This window comes from Vibrio sp. Vb2131 (genome assembly GCF_033338535.1).
GTDB classification, from domain to species: domain Bacteria; phylum Pseudomonadota; class Gammaproteobacteria; order Enterobacterales; family Vibrionaceae; genus Vibrio; species Vibrio alginolyticus.
Genome location: NZ_JAWOSW010000005.1, coordinates 151,608 through 168,013, shown reverse-complemented (window position 1 = coordinate 168,013; position 16,406 = coordinate 151,608). Strand labels below are relative to the sequence as shown.

Annotated in this window: 16 protein-coding genes; 13 read left to right on the top strand and 3 right to left on the bottom strand. The window is 46.4% G+C overall.

Features of this window, described 5'->3' with window-relative positions; genetic code table 11:
- Positions 1-12 precede the first annotated feature (12 nt).
- Entirely contained in the window at positions 13-294 is a 282-nt protein-coding gene (flgM, locus tag R7E38_RS08215; protein WP_005374016.1) for a flagellar biosynthesis anti-sigma factor FlgM, read from the bottom strand.
- Positions 295-430: 136 nt separating this feature from the next.
- Positions 431-1,228 (bottom strand): flagellar basal body P-ring formation chaperone FlgA, encoded by a 798-nt coding sequence (gene flgA, locus R7E38_RS08210; protein WP_025768020.1) that lies wholly within the window; start codon positions 1,226-1,228, stop codon positions 431-433.
- Positions 1,229-1,305: 77 nt separating this feature from the next.
- Here flgA and flgB point away from each other — a divergent pair, with 77 nt between their 5' ends.
- Genes flgB through R7E38_RS08150 form a run of 12 tightly spaced genes read left to right on the top strand, consistent with a single transcriptional unit; the run spans position 1,306 to position 11,296 of the window.
- Positions 1,306-1,668 (top strand): flagellar basal body rod protein FlgB, encoded by a 363-nt coding sequence (gene flgB, locus R7E38_RS08205; RefSeq protein ID WP_005374013.1) that lies wholly within the window; start codon positions 1,306-1,308, stop codon positions 1,666-1,668.
- 2 nt (positions 1,669-1,670) lie between these two features.
- Complete coding sequence (gene flgC, locus R7E38_RS08200) at positions 1,671-2,105, top strand: flagellar basal body rod protein FlgC (RefSeq protein ID WP_005374012.1); 435 nt, start codon at positions 1,671-1,673, stop codon at positions 2,103-2,105.
- The gene (gene flgD, locus R7E38_RS08195) at positions 2,105-2,788 is read left to right on the top strand and encodes a flagellar hook assembly protein FlgD (protein ID WP_005384410.1); all 684 of its coding nucleotides are present in this window, start codon (positions 2,105-2,107) and stop codon (positions 2,786-2,788) included. Before flgC ends, flgD begins: the two co-directional genes overlap by 1 nt.
- Before the next feature lie 27 nt (positions 2,789-2,815).
- Entirely contained in the window at positions 2,816-4,012 is a 1,197-nt protein-coding gene (gene flgE, locus R7E38_RS08190) for a flagellar hook protein FlgE (RefSeq protein WP_137282833.1), read from the top strand.
- Positions 4,013-4,024: 12 nt separating this feature from the next.
- Positions 4,025-4,756, top strand: a complete 732-nt coding sequence (flgF, locus tag R7E38_RS08185; RefSeq protein WP_005374009.1) for a flagellar basal-body rod protein FlgF — start codon at positions 4,025-4,027, stop codon at positions 4,754-4,756.
- A 24-nt stretch (positions 4,757-4,780) separates the two neighbouring features.
- Entirely contained in the window at positions 4,781-5,566 is a 786-nt protein-coding gene (flgG, locus tag R7E38_RS08180) for a flagellar basal-body rod protein FlgG (protein WP_005374008.1), read from the top strand.
- A gap of 32 nt (positions 5,567-5,598) precedes the next feature.
- A complete protein-coding gene (gene flgH, locus R7E38_RS08175; protein WP_017635111.1) occupies positions 5,599-6,270 on the top strand; it encodes a flagellar basal body L-ring protein FlgH in 672 nt (223 codons plus the stop codon).
- Positions 6,255-7,391: a flagellar basal body P-ring protein FlgI gene (locus R7E38_RS08170; protein WP_411978672.1), complete on the top strand. Its 1,137-nt coding sequence runs from the start codon at positions 6,255-6,257 to the stop codon at positions 7,389-7,391. The genes flgH and R7E38_RS08170 overlap by 16 nt, the downstream gene beginning before the upstream one ends.
- Before the next feature lie 10 nt (positions 7,392-7,401).
- Positions 7,402-7,950 (top strand): rod-binding protein, encoded by a 549-nt coding sequence (locus R7E38_RS08165; protein ID WP_005384422.1) that lies wholly within the window; start codon positions 7,402-7,404, stop codon positions 7,948-7,950.
- The gene (flgK, locus tag R7E38_RS08160; RefSeq protein ID WP_226083356.1) at positions 7,951-9,324 is read left to right on the top strand and encodes a flagellar hook-associated protein FlgK; all 1,374 of its coding nucleotides are present in this window, start codon (positions 7,951-7,953) and stop codon (positions 9,322-9,324) included.
- Positions 9,325-9,337: 13 nt separating this feature from the next.
- Complete coding sequence (flgL, locus tag R7E38_RS08155) at positions 9,338-10,237, top strand: flagellar hook-associated protein FlgL (protein WP_005373998.1); 900 nt, start codon at positions 9,338-9,340, stop codon at positions 10,235-10,237.
- Positions 10,238-10,255: 18 nt separating this feature from the next.
- On the top strand, positions 10,256-11,296 hold the full coding sequence (locus tag R7E38_RS08150; RefSeq protein ID WP_136976308.1) for a flagellin: 1,041 nt from the start codon (positions 10,256-10,258) through the stop codon (positions 11,294-11,296).
- A gap of 88 nt (positions 11,297-11,384) precedes the next feature.
- Here the strand turns inward: R7E38_RS08150 and R7E38_RS08145 are convergent, their stop codons facing one another.
- Positions 11,385-14,048, bottom strand: a complete 2,664-nt coding sequence (locus tag R7E38_RS08145) for a DUF2339 domain-containing protein (RefSeq protein WP_411978671.1) — start codon at positions 14,046-14,048, stop codon at positions 11,385-11,387.
- Positions 14,049-14,488: 440 nt separating this feature from the next.
- Between R7E38_RS08145 and R7E38_RS08140 the strand changes: the two genes are divergently transcribed.
- Positions 14,489-16,288, top strand: coding sequence for a cation:proton antiporter (locus R7E38_RS08140; RefSeq protein WP_005373994.1), 1,800 nt, complete (start codon positions 14,489-14,491; stop codon positions 16,286-16,288).
- Positions 16,289-16,406 lie beyond the last annotated feature (118 nt).

The window sequence follows — 16,406 nt, the reverse complement described above, 5'->3', positions numbered from 1 at the left end:
CCTAGCGTTTTATTACTCGTGACCTGTATGGAACTGCATGATTGCCTTGGATAGCACTTTTGTATCTAGGCTAAGTTCACCACGCGCTAATGCGTTGCGTACTTGTTCTACTTTTTCCATATCAACATCAGGTAGTGATGCCATTTCAGCTTGAGCGCGATCTATCGCTACGGTATTCGCTTGAAATGCAGGCTCGTGTACTTTGCTCTGTTCGACGACGTCGACAGGCTGTTTGCTTGCTTGCTGTAATTTTGTTTGTGGGACATGACCGCCCGCGACTTTGTCGATTTTCATGCTGTGGTCCTCATCATCATGTTCTAAATTAAGTAGGCGGTTAGAATGTGATAAACATTAAATATTTTTTTTGTACTCGAAGTTCAGTGTTACTGACGAGAGCCAAAATTAAAAAATGTTACCCCGAGTCAAAAAATCAAAATTGAGTATGAACCTGGTTTAATCCAGTTACGACTGCTCTTATGACCTTGCCCGAACTTGGGTTTTCCACGTCAATTTGTTGCCCTTTCGCTCCATCTTCTAAGGCGACTCCTTTTGTGCTGGCACTAAATCCATTTTTGCTCGCAATGACTATGACTTCATTGCCTTTCTCGATTAGAGGTGGGGCCGACAAATTGGATGGATTAACCACTTGTCCAGCCCTCAAACGACGAGAGGTTTCTAAGCCTACTGCTTGCTCGGGGCGAGTATAAAAATCGTCTTGGCGAGAGATGGTTCGGGTTTCAAGCTTTATGTGTTTAGCCGTTACGACTTCATTTCGGCCAACCGTGGTTGTCGCGACCAAAACAGGCAGAGTCAGCGAAGACTTTATCGTAACGTTAATTCGCCATGGTGATGCGATATTGTCGCAGCTGACTGAGCGCTTGAGGTTACCGACTGGCAACGTGTTGTTGTCACGACCTGTGATAACTAAAGGCGATTGACATTCTGGCAAGTGATTGGCGGAACCGGGCACCCACATGTCGAAGTCCAGTTTGTACTTCCCCCACTGATTGGAGAGCGCTACGCGATCCACCTCTTGTTCGAAATCCGTTGCTACAACGGATTTTATCTCTTCAACGCTTAGGGTTTTGTCATTGGTGTTGGCGAATGCTTGTTCTGATGTCAAAGCGAGTAACGTCAGCATTATTGTTGAGGAAGTGGACACTTTCCTCTTGTTTTTAATGCTTTCCGAGAACCGGAAGTTTGGCTTCCATCCTTGTTTGTAAGTCATTGATATATATAGCTATTTTTTATGGCACGTATCTTGTTTGTATGTTGGCGTATTCGAGCCAACTGTAAGGAAGATGCATGGCGATCACATTTGAAAATGCTTTAGGAGTACATCCAGAGGCACTTAATTTTCGCGTTCAGCGTACCAAAGTCCTCGCCAGTAACCTAGCAAATGTTGACACCCCTGGGTATTTGGCGAAAGACCTAAGTTTCACCACCGTAATGAACCAAGTGACGGCAGGTGGTGTGAACAAACCGGTGCCAAAGTTCCAGGTTCAGGCCCAATACTCGGTGCCTTACCAGAATAGCAAAAATGGCAACACCGTAGAGCTTGGTGTTGAACAAGCAAAATTCACGCAAAACAACATGGACTTTCAAACTAGCCTGACGTTTCTCAACATGAAATTTAATGGCTTAGCGAAAGCGATTGAGGGACGTTAATTATGTCATTCACTGATATTTACTCGATCACTGGTTCCGCGATGACAGCACAAACTGTGCGTCTGAATACGGTAGCCAGTAACTTAGCAAACGCAGATGCAGTATCTGCAAATCCAGAAGATGCTTATAAAGCGCTTAAGCCAGTATTTGCGACTGTGTACCAAAAAACGCAAATGACAACGGAAAATGGAGCTTATCCCAATGCAGAAGTTCGCATTGTTGACGTTGTTAAAAATGCTGGAGATGCAGAGAAGCGTTTTGAGCCGAACAACCCACTGGCTAATGATGAAGGCTATGTGTTTTACCCAGATATTGATGTAGTTGCTGAAATGGCAGACATGATGTCCGCAACACGCAGCTTCGAAACGAATGTTGAAGTATTAGCCAATGTAAAAAGTATGCAGCAAGGTCTGCTTAGATTAGGGCAGGGTAGCTAATGAGTATTGCACAATACACCCCTTTATCGTCTGACGCTCCAGTAAATACAAAAGCAAAAGACAGCAACGGTATCTCACCAAACCCTAAAGACATGAACAGTGCTTCTTCATTGGAGAATGAGTTTATTTCTTTGATGGTGGCTCAAATTCAAAACCAAGACCCACTTAATCCCCTTGATGGTACGGAATACGTTGGTCAATTGGCTCAGTTCTCGCAGGTACAAAGTACCGAGAATATGTCTAAGACAATGCAACAGAGCATGGTGTTACTGGACAACATGCAAGTGCTGTCAACAGCGGGCCTTGTTGGGCAAACGGTTTACGTCAACGCGGATGAATTTCAGCTTGGTGAAGACGTACAAAACGGAAAAATCGAACTCGCTCATAGCTCAAACCAAGTCACGTTAGTTGTTAAAGATGAATTTGGACAATCAACTAAAGTGCCACTAGGTGCTCACGGTAAAGGTGACGTCGACTTTTCAATTAATCCTGAAGAACTTGGTCTTAAACCAGGCAAATACTCAGTGGCCGTAGAAGTGCAAGAAGGGCAAGCAAGTCCAAATGTGCTGATGGCAGGCACTGTTGAGCAAGTGCGCATTCCTAATACCGGTGGCGCAGCATTAGTCAATGTCCATGGCGTTGGCAACGTTCCTTTCTATCAAATCACTCAGTTTGGTGCTTAACCAAATACGGAAATCAGAGGTCTATTTATGAGTTTTAACATCGCACTAAGTGGTCTGGACGCGACCAACACAGAGCTAAACACAATCAGTCACAACATTGCCAACGCATCAACGTATGGTTTTAAAGGTGGCCGCACAGAATTCTCCGCTGTATATAACGGCATGCAACTTGGTGGTGTGGAAGTCGCGTCAATTTCACAGAACTTCGACAAAGACGGCAGTATCACAGGAACTGGCCGCGCGATGGACCTAGCTATTAATGGCGGTGGCTTTTTTGTTACTAAAGATAATATGGGTCAAATGTTGTACACACGTTCAGGTGTGTTCTCAACGGATAAGAACAACTTTGTTACGGCTAACAGCGGTGCAAAGCTTCAAGGTTACAGTGTCGATAGCAACAACAACCTAATGACAGGTTCTGTGGGTAATATTCAGGTATCGACTTCCTCGCTGAATGCTAAAGCAACAGACAGCTTAGATTTTGTTGCGAACTTCGACGCAAGCGCGTCTGTTATTGATAAAGCCGTAACGCCATTCAATCCAAAAGATCCAAGCTCATTTAACTCGTCTTACACAACAAAAGTCTACGACTCATTGGGTAACTCGCACACGGTAACTCAGTACTTTACTAAGACTGCTTCTAACTCGTGGGAAGTGAACGTTCAAGTAGATGGCGGTACGACGCCAGTAGCAACTGTGCCTGTAACGTTTGGTAAAGATGGCTCGCTTTCAACACCGACTGCACCGTTTAATGTTTCATTCCCTGCTGCAGGCGCGAACGCGATGAGTGTAGACATTAACCTGAAAGGCAGCACGCAATTTGGTGCAGCTTTTGGCGTAAGTACTAATAGCCCTAACGGGTACACATCAGGTGAACTTGCAGGTGTACGCGTTGAAGGTAACGGCATGGTTTACGCGACTTACACTAACGGCCAATCACAGCTACAAGGTCAGGTTGTTCTTGCTGATTTTGCAAACACACAAGGCTTAGCGAAAGTGAGTGGAACATCATGGACTCAAAGCTTTAGCTCAGGTGCTCCAATTATGGGTGTTCCGGGTTCAGGTACGATGGGTGACTTAACTCCGGGTGCATTAGAAGGTTCTAACGTTGACTTAACCAGCGAGCTTGTTGCTCTAATGACTGCACAACGCAACTACCAAGCAAACGCAAAGACAATTTCTACCAGCGACAAGCTTACTCAAGCTTTGTTTAACGCGGTGTAATGGGAGTTTTGCATGGATAGTTTGTTATTTACGGCAACGTCGGGTGCCAGCCGAGTTCTTAAAGCGCAGCACGTTCGTTCAAACAACTTATCAAATGCTGATACTGCGGGTTTTCGAGCGGATATGGAGCGTGTGCGTAGTGTAGAGATGCAAGGCCCAGGTTTTGATGGTCGCACTATGGTTGTGACCAACTCTGCCTCAACACGTTTCGACGCTGGCGATATTGTGAAAACAGGACGTCCGTTGGACGTTGCGGTTATGGGTGAGGGGTATCTCTCTGTAGAAACCCCAGCGGGTAACGAAGCTTACACCCGTGCAGGCAATATTCAGGTCGATACTTTTGGCGCTCTAACAATCAATGGGTTCCCTGTCCTCGGTGACAATGGTCCTTTGGTTGTGCCGGATTATCAAAAGATTGAAATCAGCGAGCGTGGTCAAGTCTCAGTGATCCCACCAGGTGGCGGCGCAGAAATTGTGGCAGGCACTTTGAAGTTGGTTAAACCGGAAATTAATCAACTGCAAAAAGAGAGCGATAGCTTGCTGCACAGCGTAGATGGCGTGCCATTCGCGGCAGATGAAACCGTGCAACTCTCTCCTGAGCACATTGAGGGCAGTAACGTATCTGCTATTGATGAATTGGTTAGTGTGATGTCGCTGACGCGCAACTTTGAAATGCAAGTTCGCATGATGAAAACGGCGGAAACTTTAGCAAAAGCTGGTAACAAATTAATGGCGGCGAGCTAAGTCTCGCCCCGCAAGGAGTAAAAAATGCATTCAGCATTATGGGTAAGTAAAACAGGCATGGCAGCGCAAGACACGAAGATGACTGCCATTTCTAACAACCTAGCAAACGTAAACACGGTTGGCTTTAAGCGTGACCGAGTCGTATTTGAAGATCTTTTCTACAGCATTCAGCGTCAACCAGGCGCTCAAGTAGACCAAGTTAACGAACTACCAAGTGGTATTCAGCTAGGTAGCGGTGTTCGCGTTGTTGGCACACAAAAAGTGTTCACGCAAGGTAATACCCAAAACACAACGCAAGAGTTGGATCTTGCTGTAATGGGTCAGGGTTTCTTCCAAATAGAAAACTCGGACGGACAGATCATGTATACACGTAATGGTCAGTTCCATCGAAACTCAGAAGGCTTAATGGTGAACAGTCAGGGCCTGCCTTTAGAGCCTCAAATCCAGATCCCAGACAATGCGGTCTCTTTCTCTGTGGGTGTTGATGGCACCGTGACTACAACAACAGCAGACGATCCAACACCTCAGCAGCTTGGTCAAATTACACTTGCAAAATTCATCAATCCAGCCGGCTTAGAGGCCATGGGTGGCAACTTATTCCGTGAAACGGAAGCCAGCGGTCCAGCTGATGAGCTGATTGCAGGAGCTGATGGTGCCGGCATTATCAAGCAAGGTGCACTGGAAGGGTCAAACGTACAAGTAGTAGAAGAGATGGTCGACATGATCACCACTCAACGTGCGTATGAGATGAATGCGAAAGTGGTCTCTGCTGCAGATGACATGCTGAAGTTTGTTTCGCAATCAATGTAAGTATGAAATTGGTGATGATGAAGGAAAAAGCAATGAAATGGCTTTCTAAGAGTTGGGCAGTAGCCGCCGTGTTGCTGGTGGGATGTGCTGGCCGTCAGGAATTTATTCCGCCTGAGCCGAATGCTGAGGAATATGCACCACCAACGCTCGATTACACGCTGCCGGAAACCCAATCTGGTAGCCTTTATCGTCACCAATACACGATGACCCTGTTTCAGGATCGTCGTGCTTACCGAGTTGGCGATGTATTAACGGTTCAACTATCAGAAGAAACCTCATCGAGTAAAAATGCGGGTACTAAGTTCGGTAAAAGTTCAGCAATTAACTTTGTGGCGCCGACCATAGGCACGAAAACTATCGATGAGTTAGGGGTTAGCGTGGATGGCAAACGTAACTTCGATGGCAGTGCATCAAGTTCACAAGGCAACAAGCTTCAAGGTGCCATTACTGTAACGGTACACGAAGTATTACCTAATGGCGTATTGCGTATCAGCGGTGAAAAATGGCTTCGTCTTAATCAAGGCGACGAGTTTATTCGCCTAACCGGTATCGTCCGTGTGGATGATATTAACCGCAGTAACCAAGTTTCTTCTCAACGAATTGCTGATGCAAGAATTACCTACGCAGGTCGCGGAGCCCTAGCTGACAGCAACGCAGCCGGGTGGCTAACTCAGTTCTTCAACAGCCCATGGGTACCTTTCTAATGAAGACAATGCAATCTTTCTTTATGTCTCTCCTATTGGTGTTGACCATGGGACTACCAGGCACTTCACGTGCTGAAGCGGAAATTCCGATCATGGACTTGGTCGATGTTCGCGGCATTCGAGAAAACCAACTGGTTGGTTATGGTTTGGTGGTTGGCTTAGCCGGCCAAGGTGACCGAAACCAAGTGAAATTTACCTCTCAATCTATTACCAACATGCTACGTCAGTTTGGGGTTCAAATTGATGACAGTATGAACCCTAAGTTACGAAATGTGGCTTCTGTGAGTGTGACAGCGTCCGTTGATCCAATGGCAGGCCCAGGACAAACGTTGGATGTGGTTGTGTCTTCAATCGGTGATGCAAAGAGCCTTCGCGGTGGTACGTTATTGCTAACGCCTTTACGTGGTATTGATGGCGAAGTGTACGCGATTGCGCAAGGCAACGTGGTTGTGGGGGGCTTATCTGCAGAGGGGCGAAGTGGCTCCAAAGTAGAAGTGAACACACCAACGGCGGGTCGCGTTCCGAATGGTGCGACTTTAGAGAGAGAAATCAAAACCGATTTCAACCAACGTGATGAAATCACCCTAAACCTGCGCAAGCCTAGCTTCACTACAGCAAAAAATATTGCGCGTGAAATTAACAACACTTTTGGACCTAACGTTGCAGTTGCGATCAATAAAGCGCGCATTGATATGCGTGCACCAAAAGATACACAGCAGCGTGTCGTCATGATGTCGATGCTTGAAGAAATGAGCGTTGTTGAAGGCCGTAAACCTGCTCGTATTGTCTTTAACTCTCGCACTGGCACCGTGGTGATCGGTAAGAGTGTCAAAGTGAGTGAAGCAGCAGTAAGTCACGGTAACTTAACCGTGCGAATTTCTGAATCACAACAAGTTAGTCAGCCTAATGCGTTTGCAAATGGCGATACGAAAGTCGTTAACCAAACGGATCTTGATGTGAATGAAGATCTCGCTCAGATGGTGATTTGGCCTCCAGGCACGGAACTTAACACCATAGTTAATGCGGTAAATAGTTTAGGTGCCACGCCTACAGACTTGATGTCTATCCTGCAAGCTTTGAGTGAAGCGGGTGCATTGAACGCTGAATTGGTCGTGATATAAGGAGTTAAGGATGAAGCTAGACAGTACCAATGAACAAACTCAGTTAAATTCGATGCTTTATCACGACAATAGTGCATTGGCTAACATCAAGCATAGTCGTGATCAAGAAGGCGCACTTGAAGTCGTCGCAGGTCAATTTGAGGCAATGTTCCTACAAATGGTGTTACGCCAAATGCGCAGCAGTAGTGACGCTCTTGCTGATAAAGACAGCCCGTTTGCCAGTCAGCAACAAGGGGTATTCCGTGATATGTATGACGGACAGCTGGCGATGGAACTAGCAAAGAAACAGAGCTCAGGCATTGCCAATATGCTCATCCAGCAGCTGAGCCCGTCTATGCGTGAGGTTGCTTTCGATGCTGCGCGCAACATCTCATCCGCTAACGATGGTAAAGGTTCGAATTCTGAATCTATCTCACAAGTAGATTCTAAAGAGGTGGAGAAGAATTCAAGCCTATTTAATACCGCTTCTCAAGCCGTCGCCTCTGTTAAACAGGTATTCGGTGAGGCCGGTATGACTACCGCGTTTTCTCAGCCGTTGATCAGAAAAATGGAGCTGTAAATGAACCTAGTTAATATTGCCCTTTCAGGTTTAGGCGCGAACCGTGTGGCCCTAGACGTAACCGCGCAAAACGTGGCAAACGTGAATACCGTGGGTTACAGTCGTCAACAAGCGTTGATGGCGTCTGTCGATGATGGTAAAGCCAATCGCTTAAGTCCAGGTTTAGGGGTAGAAGTCACTAGCATTCGCCGCGTTACTGATAAATTTCTGATTAAGCAAACGTGGTCGACTAACAGTATGGCGGCATACGCATCTGGATACACCAGTAACATGAGTCAGCTGGAGAATACGCTTGGTGCCGATGGTTTCAGTATATCGGCTGGCTTGGACTCGCTAAACGCTGCGCTTAACGATGCGACCGTTAAGCCGGAATCCATACCTTACCGCCAGCAGATCATTAACGAATCTGAAGCTTTGGCCCGCCGTTTTAATACGCTTACCGAATCTTTATACAATCAACATAAAGACATGAGCGATCAACGTAATGCAGCGCTTAACCACGCGAATAGCCTTATGGAAAATATCGCGAAGGTGAACAAGCAACTGGTAGAGATGCAAGGTACAGGTGGTAACCCATCACAGTTAATGGATGAACGAGATAGGTTAATCGGTGAGTTATCTCAAACCATTGAAATCAAAACAACACAGCAGCATGACGGCAGTGTTCAGGTCACACTAACCTCTGGTCAACCGCTTGTGATGGGTACGGACCATGGCAAACTGGAAGCCATTCCTGACCCGAGTGATCCTTACTTGGCGGACTTACACGTCACGTTCTCGAATCAAAGTTTTGCGATTGGTGACTCGCTTGGTGGCAAATTAGGTGCGATTAATGACTATCAAACCGAAGTGTTGAAACCAAACCAATTGGCTCTGAATGACATGGCGAAAGCTCTCGCGGATGAATACAACGCCGTGCTTGCGACTGGCAAAGACTTAAATGGCAACCCAGGTAAACCTTTGTTCAGCTATGACCCAGCAAACCCTGCAGCCAGTTTGGATATTACCAAGCTAACTCCAGATGAGCTTGCGTTCTCAAGTGATGGAACACCTGGTAACGCAGATGCGTTGCAATCATTGATCGAGTTAAGCAACAAGCCAGTGGCGGTATCAGGTTACGGCTCAGTAAGCTTGAACGATGCCTTTAGTTCAATGGTGGGTCAAACCGCAATTAAAGCACGCCAAGCTAATGCTGATTATCAAGCGAAGTTAGCCATGAACAAGCAAGCGCACGCAGCTCGCGATAATGTTAGTTCCGTAAACAGCGATGAAGAAGCGGCTAACCTAATGATGTTTGCTAATGCGCACAATGCCAACATGAAAGTGATCAGCACAGCAAATCAACTGCTCGATTCTATTCTGCAGTTATTCTAAGAGGAAAGTTTAGATGCGAATTAGTGACAATCAATTTAGTCAAATGATGTTGCACAGCTTGCAGAGCAATAGCGCGGGATTAGGCGAAGCTCTGCAACAGATGTCTACTGGCAAGCGCTTAACCAAGCTGTCTGATGATCCAATGGCTTCGATCAAGTTGCTTAACTTAGACCGAGAAACCAGTGCGATTGCTCAGTACAAAAACAACATTGAAAACGTAAAAACGACGCTATCGAGTCAAGAAACCCATTTAGATTCGATCAAAGAAAGCTTAAAAAGCATGCGAGACATCGCGCTTTGGGGTGCGAACGGCTCTCTTACTGACGAAAGTCGTGGCGGTATGATTACAGAGCTTAAGAGTTACCGTGACTCTATTGAGTCGTCTTTTAACGCGCAGGATGAAGAAGGGCACTACCTTTTCTCTGGTACTAAAACGGATACTGCGGCTGTAAGTAAAGCGAGCGGCAGCTACGTAATTGAAGGTAATAGTGACAAGCGCGTAGTAACAATTGCTAAAGGTGTCACGATGGATTCCAATATGACTGCAAAAGAAATATTGGACCTTGGGGGAGGCCATAACGTGCTTAACCAAATTGATGCGCTGATCAAAGAGTTTGAGAGCCCTACCGCCAACTTCAGAGCTGAAGTTGAGGCGAGTATCAGCGCTATCGACGATACTTTTTCAAACGTACTAGGGACCATGACTGAGATTGGTGGTCGACACAACAACTTAGATCTTGTTGGTGGCGCGCACAGTGAAAACAAGCTGTTCGTTGACAAGGTATCTGGAGACCTCTCTGCTCTGGACTATGGTGAAGCGTCGGTACGATTGAGTAATTACATGGCCGCTTTGCAAGCAACGCAAGCAAGCTATGTGAAGATCGATGGTTTGTCGCTGTTTGACCGTTTATAAGGTTAGGAAGTTCTTTTTATGGTAATGAGTACAGTAGAGGTTAGACCCCATAGCATACGCTTAGGTGGACAAGAACAAGCCTCTATCATGCCGACCCGTTCTGCAGACTCAAGTACGGCAATTAAACCGCGCCCGGCGCAAATTCAGGCTGACACTGCGTCAGCCTACTCTGTATCTGGTATTCAGCTTACGCAGGGTCAGCAGCAAGCCACGGCGGTTCAGATCGCGTCCAAATCGCTGCAGGTGATTGGCAAAGAGCTCACGCAAATTAAACGTGGTTTGACGCAAGCTGTTAATCAAGGCGTACAAAATGTTCCTGGTTTGCAGGATACATTGGTTCGCTCTAAAGCCACCATCCAAAAAGTCGTTGAGCAAGCACGTTTCGATGGCCAGAAAGTCCTAAATAACGAACTGCACTTAAAACTGGATAAAGCGGATATTCGTCGCTTTTCTATTCCAGGTTTGAATGTTCATCGCTTAAGCGACAAGGCCGAGCAAATCCGTTTGGATTTTCCTCAAGGTCAAGCGGTGATGATTCAGTTTGATGGACAATCAGACGGTGAGCGAACGGTCAAAATGCTGGATCGCAGCTTGATTGCGTTAGGAATGCGAGCCTCATTAGCCGATGATGGCAGCATTTTGTTTGAAGCCAGAGACAACGCTTATCAACAAATGCAGCAAAAGGTGATGGTAACGGGGGAAGGGCACCGCTTCCCTGCGGGACAGCCTAACGTTTTGAACTTAAAGTCTGAGCCAGATGGTATTGCGGAGCTCGGGTTTGATCTAGGCTCACGCGACGGCATCAAGCAGACGATTGCCAAAGTAAATCAGCATCTGAAACAAGTTCAAACGAGCTTGCAGGAAGCGAAAGCTTTTCATGGTGAACTGAATACTCAAATGCGTTCTATCCAAACCAAAACCGCACAGCTTTCAGTCAATGAGGTGAATGCAAAACTGGATGGATTCATGCAAAAGTCTGGCGAGTTTACTTCAACTTTTCAGGCATTGAATGCGCAAGCAAACGTGCGTCGTCATACTGTGGTCGCTTTACTGAAGTAACGAACACTCCAATGATTCCCGGCTTTACACTGTTATCGTCCCCCAATAACGAAAACAGCGCACTGTCGGGAATCTCTCTTTGACTCGTCTAGGGCTCGAGTGCTTTTGCCACCGAACGATTCAATTTCTGGAATAGCCATCCAAGTGCTATCAAAGACGCACCTAAGCCTAAGAAGCTTATCGCTCGCCAGAACCCATCCAGAGAGCTCACATCCCATAAGAATACTTTCAGTGCGACACCGGCAAGGACCACTAGACCGACACGCTGCATCATCAGCCCCTGTTGGGTCACGCCGCGCCAAGTCAGCAATCCACCTACGAGCAAGCCAGCCACTGAATAACTGAACAACTCTGCCATGCTGGTTGGCTGATACAGCATCATCGATGTGGTTTGCCAGAATTGACGGATAGACATCCCCAACCAAATGGCTGCAAGTAAAAAGCCTAGACTAGCAATCGCAAATCGATGAACTTGCAACGTATTCCAGCGTTTAAAGGTTGCGATAAGCAGGATGCAAGCTGGTAACAGCCAGCCGATACTCAGCATGTTAAAGATGGGAAGTGCTTGTGCCGAGACGTTGTCAGTCACCAACGGCGATTCTGCCGTATTAAGCAAAATAATCAATATAGCGAACGCGCACCAAAGCAAGTAACTATAGATTTCGTAGATACGGCTTAAGCGTTGCGCAAATTGGCTGCGGTAGCTGTATACCAAACCCATAACTAATGCTTGATTGGCAAAGACTGCCGCACTTGTGAAGTCGATGTTCCCCAAGTAACCATATTGCCCCGTTAACCAGTAGTTAGTTTGGGTGAACAATGCCATTAAGAATACATGTAAAAACGCCCCTTCAAACCAGTTGGTCAGTTCTCGGTCCACTTGTTTTAGTGTTGAACGAGCATAAGACAAGATGAAGAGAGAAGGCAGATAACTCACCAGAACCCAAGCCCAATGCCCAGCTTCTACCGGTTGCCATTCGGGTATGAAAGGTAGCAGCGTGAGTCGGATAACCAGTATTCCCATTGCCACTTTAATCGCCCAACTCGCAGGTCGAAATAACCCGACTTGAGCCTGTAAGGCCATTATCGCAACTTGTATTGAGATTACTGTTGTTAACCAAGTATCACTCAACCAAACAAAAGCGATACCTACGATTAAAGCATGCATAACGGCAGAGCATTCTAATGCCAACGAACGTGCACGCTGACCAAGCACAACGTAGTAAGTGGCCATCAATGCGCAGAATGCAGTCCAATACCACAGGTAGCCTTGCATAAATTCGTCAATATAAAACAACGTAATTAAGCTCATCGCGGGAGCCAGTACCAGCAGAAGCAGCCCACTGAGTTGCGAACGGTCACTAAGTGATTGGCAATATGTTCGATAGCAGATCAGCGCAATACTCACCGCCAATGCGAATAGGATGCTAGCTTCTCGCTCTAACATATACAGCGCATTAAAAGCGATGGTAAGAACAATCAGCGCGGTTGCTGAGACGAGAATGGATGGCAAAAATACACGTAATGACCAGCCTGTACGAAGTGCTGGTAGCCAGATGATCGCAACAAGCAGCGTATAACAGTACGCCATTTGTAGAGTGTTCAGAACCGGCATTCTGGTGACGGCAGAAAAGGTCAATAAAGCAGTTGCGAGAGCGGTAGCGGTCGGCGAGTTTGTCCACTTGCTTTGATAGTGACGAAAGCGAGGATTGAGCATCCAACCCATTCTCGGAACCGCGAAAATGAGATACAAAGTGATGGAGAGATAAATCGCGAGCCACGAGAACAACAGTTCTGTTGGTGTACTCTCAATCAACAGCAACATCCAAATGACATGTGGAATCGCGATACTTGGCGTAATCCATGACCTACGCACTTTTTGCATCAATAAGGTCGCCGCGAACGAAATTGCGCAGATGTATCCGGCTAACAAAAAGTAGTTGGGTTCATTACCCCCAATCCACAGTGGTGCTGTGTAGCCACCAATTAAGCCAAGCACGGCCATTAACGGCCCTTGTCGCAATGATAATGCTAAACTGAAAAATGCCGCTGAAGCCAAGATGATCAACGAGATACTCGGCGTTAGCATTTGATAAACCACAAAGGCAAAAATGACGGTGCAGTAAATGCCCGTTAATCCCGTACCGGTAACAGCAGCAGGAACATACGTAAAGCCTTGGGCTCGTGCTGCCCGTTGCGGATTCTGTTGTTCTTTACGGTGAAACCACTCGCCAACAAGCACCATAAGTAATGAGATCACAAAGGCAAAGGACACTCGCATAAATGGCGAAAACTGGATGTGACTACCAATCACCTGTACGAGATAACCTCCACCGATCAGCATGGCCAATGCGCCTACCCAAACCAACCAATTTTCTTGAATGTTGCTAAGCAGGCTCTGAACTTTACTCTGAAGGAATGACTCATTTTCTTGACTAAAAACATCCAGTTGCACTTCTCTTGTCTGGGCGTACCCTTGATTCGCAGCGCTCTGGTCCAAGTCTAGGTTGGCAGCTGGATCATGTTCCCCAGAGGATGAGACATTTTTCTGTGGTGATTCTATGTGAGGTGACGTCGCTACAGATGGTGTGTCTTTTTCGATGCTGGATTGTTGGTGCACTTGTGGGCTTGAGCCCCCATGGACACTGGCTCGTAGTGATGTGACTTCCTCACGAAGTTTGGTTAGTTCTTTTTCTAAAAGTGCAGCTCGGTTGGCGGCTTTCACTCCGATGAGGATGGCGAGACACGCCATGAACAGTGCTAGTATTACGTACAATCCATTTCTCCTTGCGTACGTCGCGTGACCCACGATTCTTAACTTTGAGCACTTACGCTAAAGCTTAGTTCATGCTCTATGCCTTAGCCTCATATAGTGCTAGGTTCCGCGCTTTCTTCAGAAATTATTCTACATAATGAAACTCAATGCGTAATGATGAATTCGACAAAGTCGCACACTTGTGTGCCACTTTAAGACCTGATGAACAAAAATGAGTCGTTAAGTCATTGGGGGTCAACTATATTCATAGTTCTGATGCGATCGCCAAAGGACTTCAAACATGTGCGTTTCGTAGCGATGTCATCGAAGGTCAGTCGTTTGATTTGCACGTTCGGTTGTTTCTATTTGACCGTAAGGCTGAATGTATTCGGGTATAGCGCATTCACGCGAAAAAAGACAAAAACAGGTAATTATTGATGCAAGTGGGTAATGAAGCGCTGGTGCTGTCAGCGGTTGGGGTTATTGGTTTAGGTTGCCAATGGTTAGCTTGGCGATTGCGTTTGCCAGCGATTTTATTTTTGTTGTTGGCAGGGCTGATCGTCGGGCCATTTATGCAGTGGTTAAATCCTGATGAGATATTAGGTAATTTGCTCTTTCCGTTGGTCTCTTTGGCGGTGGCAGTGATTTTATTTGAAGGCAGTTTGACCTTAAATTTTAAAGAAATTCGTGGCGTGAGTGGTTCGGTATGGAGCATTGTTTCCATCGGGGCGATCATTTCGTGGGCGGCGACCAGTATCGCAACACACTATTTCCTCGGCTTTACTTGGGAGCTTGCCATGTTGTTCGGCAGCTTAACCGTAGTAACAGGGCCGACGGTCATCGTGCCACTTCTACGAACCGTAAGACCTAACAGTACGCTTGCTAACATTTTGCGATGGGAAGGGATTTTGATTGACCCGCTCGGTGCGCTTTTTGTTGTGATGGTTTACGAGTTTATCGTATCTCACAGCGCGATAAATAGCGTCGAAGTGTTTGGGACGATCATTGCTGTCGGTGTCATGCTAGGTGCGGCCTCAGGCTATGCAGTTGCGACGATCATGCGTCGCTCTTGGCTACCGGAATATTTGCAGCCATTTGCGGTTTTGATGGTGGTTCTAGGTGTATTTTCGGTCTCTAACCACATTGAGTCTGAAGCTGGGTTACTAACCGTCACCGTAATGGGTATGTGGCTCGCAAACGCTAAAGACATCAATATTCAGCAAATTCTGCACTTTAAAGAGCATTTAACCATTTTACTGATCACCGGATTGTTCATCTTCCTTGCGGCTCGAATCAGTCTGGATGATTTTGCTGCGCTAGGTAGCGGTGCGTTATTGTTGTTTGTATTTATGCAGTTAGTGTCGCGTCCGTTATCGATTTTTCTTTCAACCTTCCGCAGCAACTTGCGTCTTAAAGATAAGCTGTTTTTGTCTTGGGTTGCACCGCGCGGTATTGTTGCTGCTTCGATTTCGTCTCTTTTCGCGATCAAATTGACCGAATACGGCATTGATGAAGCGATTTTACTGGTCCCTATGACCTTCATGGTGATTATAGGAACGGTCGTGTTACAAAGTGCGACGGCACGTCCTGTAGCGCTGACGTTGGGCGTTGCAGAGCCAGCACCACGCGGCTTCTTGTTGATTGGTGCTAACCGAGTAGCAAGAGAAATAGGGCAGGCGCTGGCGCGTTATGACCGCCGCGTATTAATGACTGACTCAAACTGGGAGTACATCAGTCAGGTTCGTATGTTGGGGTTGGATTACTATTACGGCAACCCTATTTCTAGTCACGCGGACGACAACTTGAACTTGATAGGAGTTGGACAAGTGGTTGCATTAACGCCCGATCAGCATTTCAACATTATGGCTTGCATGCAATTCGTCGACGAGTTTGGGGAAGATAAAGTTCACTGCTTACAAAAAGTGAAAACCAACGGCAATGGCAGCGAGAAGCACTCCGTGGCTCAGGAGTACCATGGTAAATTGCTGATGGGCGGCAATGTAAGCTATACCCAGCTAGCCAGTATGTTAAGTCGTGGTGCAGAGGTTAAACACACGAAATTGAGCGATAACTTCACGTATCAAGATTATTTAGCGCATCACAAAGGTAGTTCAGTTGTACCGCTGTTCCATGTAGAAGAAAAAGGAAAAATTCAATTCTGTGATGATCCCGAACAGTTTGAACCAACGACGACAAGCACTGTTGTGTCGCTAATTCTGTCGGACAGCGTAAAGTAAACTACAGAGCAATGTGATCCATTTTCATCATGGGTATCGTACGCTGATTATCTCAATTTGAAGAGAAACTTGCCGGCTTGTTTAAAACGGAAAGCGAGTTTCTTTTCTTATAATGTCA

Excerpts from the sequence above, each read along its gene's own strand:
- flgM (WP_005374016.1), bottom strand. The coding sequence starts at position 294 with ATGAAAATCGACAAAGTCGCGGGCGGTCATGTCCCACAAACAAAATTA.
- flgA (WP_025768020.1), bottom strand. The coding sequence starts at position 1,228 with ATGACTTACAAACAAGGATGGAAGCCAAACTTCCGGTTCTCGGAAAGC.
- flgB (WP_005374013.1), top strand. The coding sequence starts at position 1,306 with ATGGCGATCACATTTGAAAATGCTTTAGGAGTACATCCAGAGGCACTT.
- flgC (WP_005374012.1), top strand. The coding sequence starts at position 1,671 with ATGTCATTCACTGATATTTACTCGATCACTGGTTCCGCGATGACAGCA.
- flgD (WP_005384410.1), top strand. The coding sequence starts at position 2,105 with ATGAGTATTGCACAATACACCCCTTTATCGTCTGACGCTCCAGTAAAT.
- flgE (WP_137282833.1), top strand. The coding sequence starts at position 2,816 with ATGAGTTTTAACATCGCACTAAGTGGTCTGGACGCGACCAACACAGAG.
- flgF (WP_005374009.1), top strand. The coding sequence starts at position 4,025 with ATGGATAGTTTGTTATTTACGGCAACGTCGGGTGCCAGCCGAGTTCTT.
- flgG (WP_005374008.1), top strand. The coding sequence starts at position 4,781 with ATGCATTCAGCATTATGGGTAAGTAAAACAGGCATGGCAGCGCAAGAC.
- flgH (WP_017635111.1), top strand. The coding sequence starts at position 5,599 with ATGAAATGGCTTTCTAAGAGTTGGGCAGTAGCCGCCGTGTTGCTGGTG.
- R7E38_RS08170 (WP_411978672.1), top strand. The coding sequence starts at position 6,255 with ATGGGTACCTTTCTAATGAAGACAATGCAATCTTTCTTTATGTCTCTC.
- R7E38_RS08165 (WP_005384422.1), top strand. The coding sequence starts at position 7,402 with ATGAAGCTAGACAGTACCAATGAACAAACTCAGTTAAATTCGATGCTT.
- flgK (WP_226083356.1), top strand. The coding sequence starts at position 7,951 with ATGAACCTAGTTAATATTGCCCTTTCAGGTTTAGGCGCGAACCGTGTG.
- flgL (WP_005373998.1), top strand. The coding sequence starts at position 9,338 with ATGCGAATTAGTGACAATCAATTTAGTCAAATGATGTTGCACAGCTTG.
- R7E38_RS08150 (WP_136976308.1), top strand. The coding sequence starts at position 10,256 with ATGGTAATGAGTACAGTAGAGGTTAGACCCCATAGCATACGCTTAGGT.
- R7E38_RS08145 (WP_411978671.1), bottom strand. The coding sequence starts at position 14,048 with ATGGCGTGTCTCGCCATCCTCATCGGAGTGAAAGCCGCCAACCGAGCT.
- R7E38_RS08140 (WP_005373994.1), top strand. The coding sequence starts at position 14,489 with ATGCAAGTGGGTAATGAAGCGCTGGTGCTGTCAGCGGTTGGGGTTATT.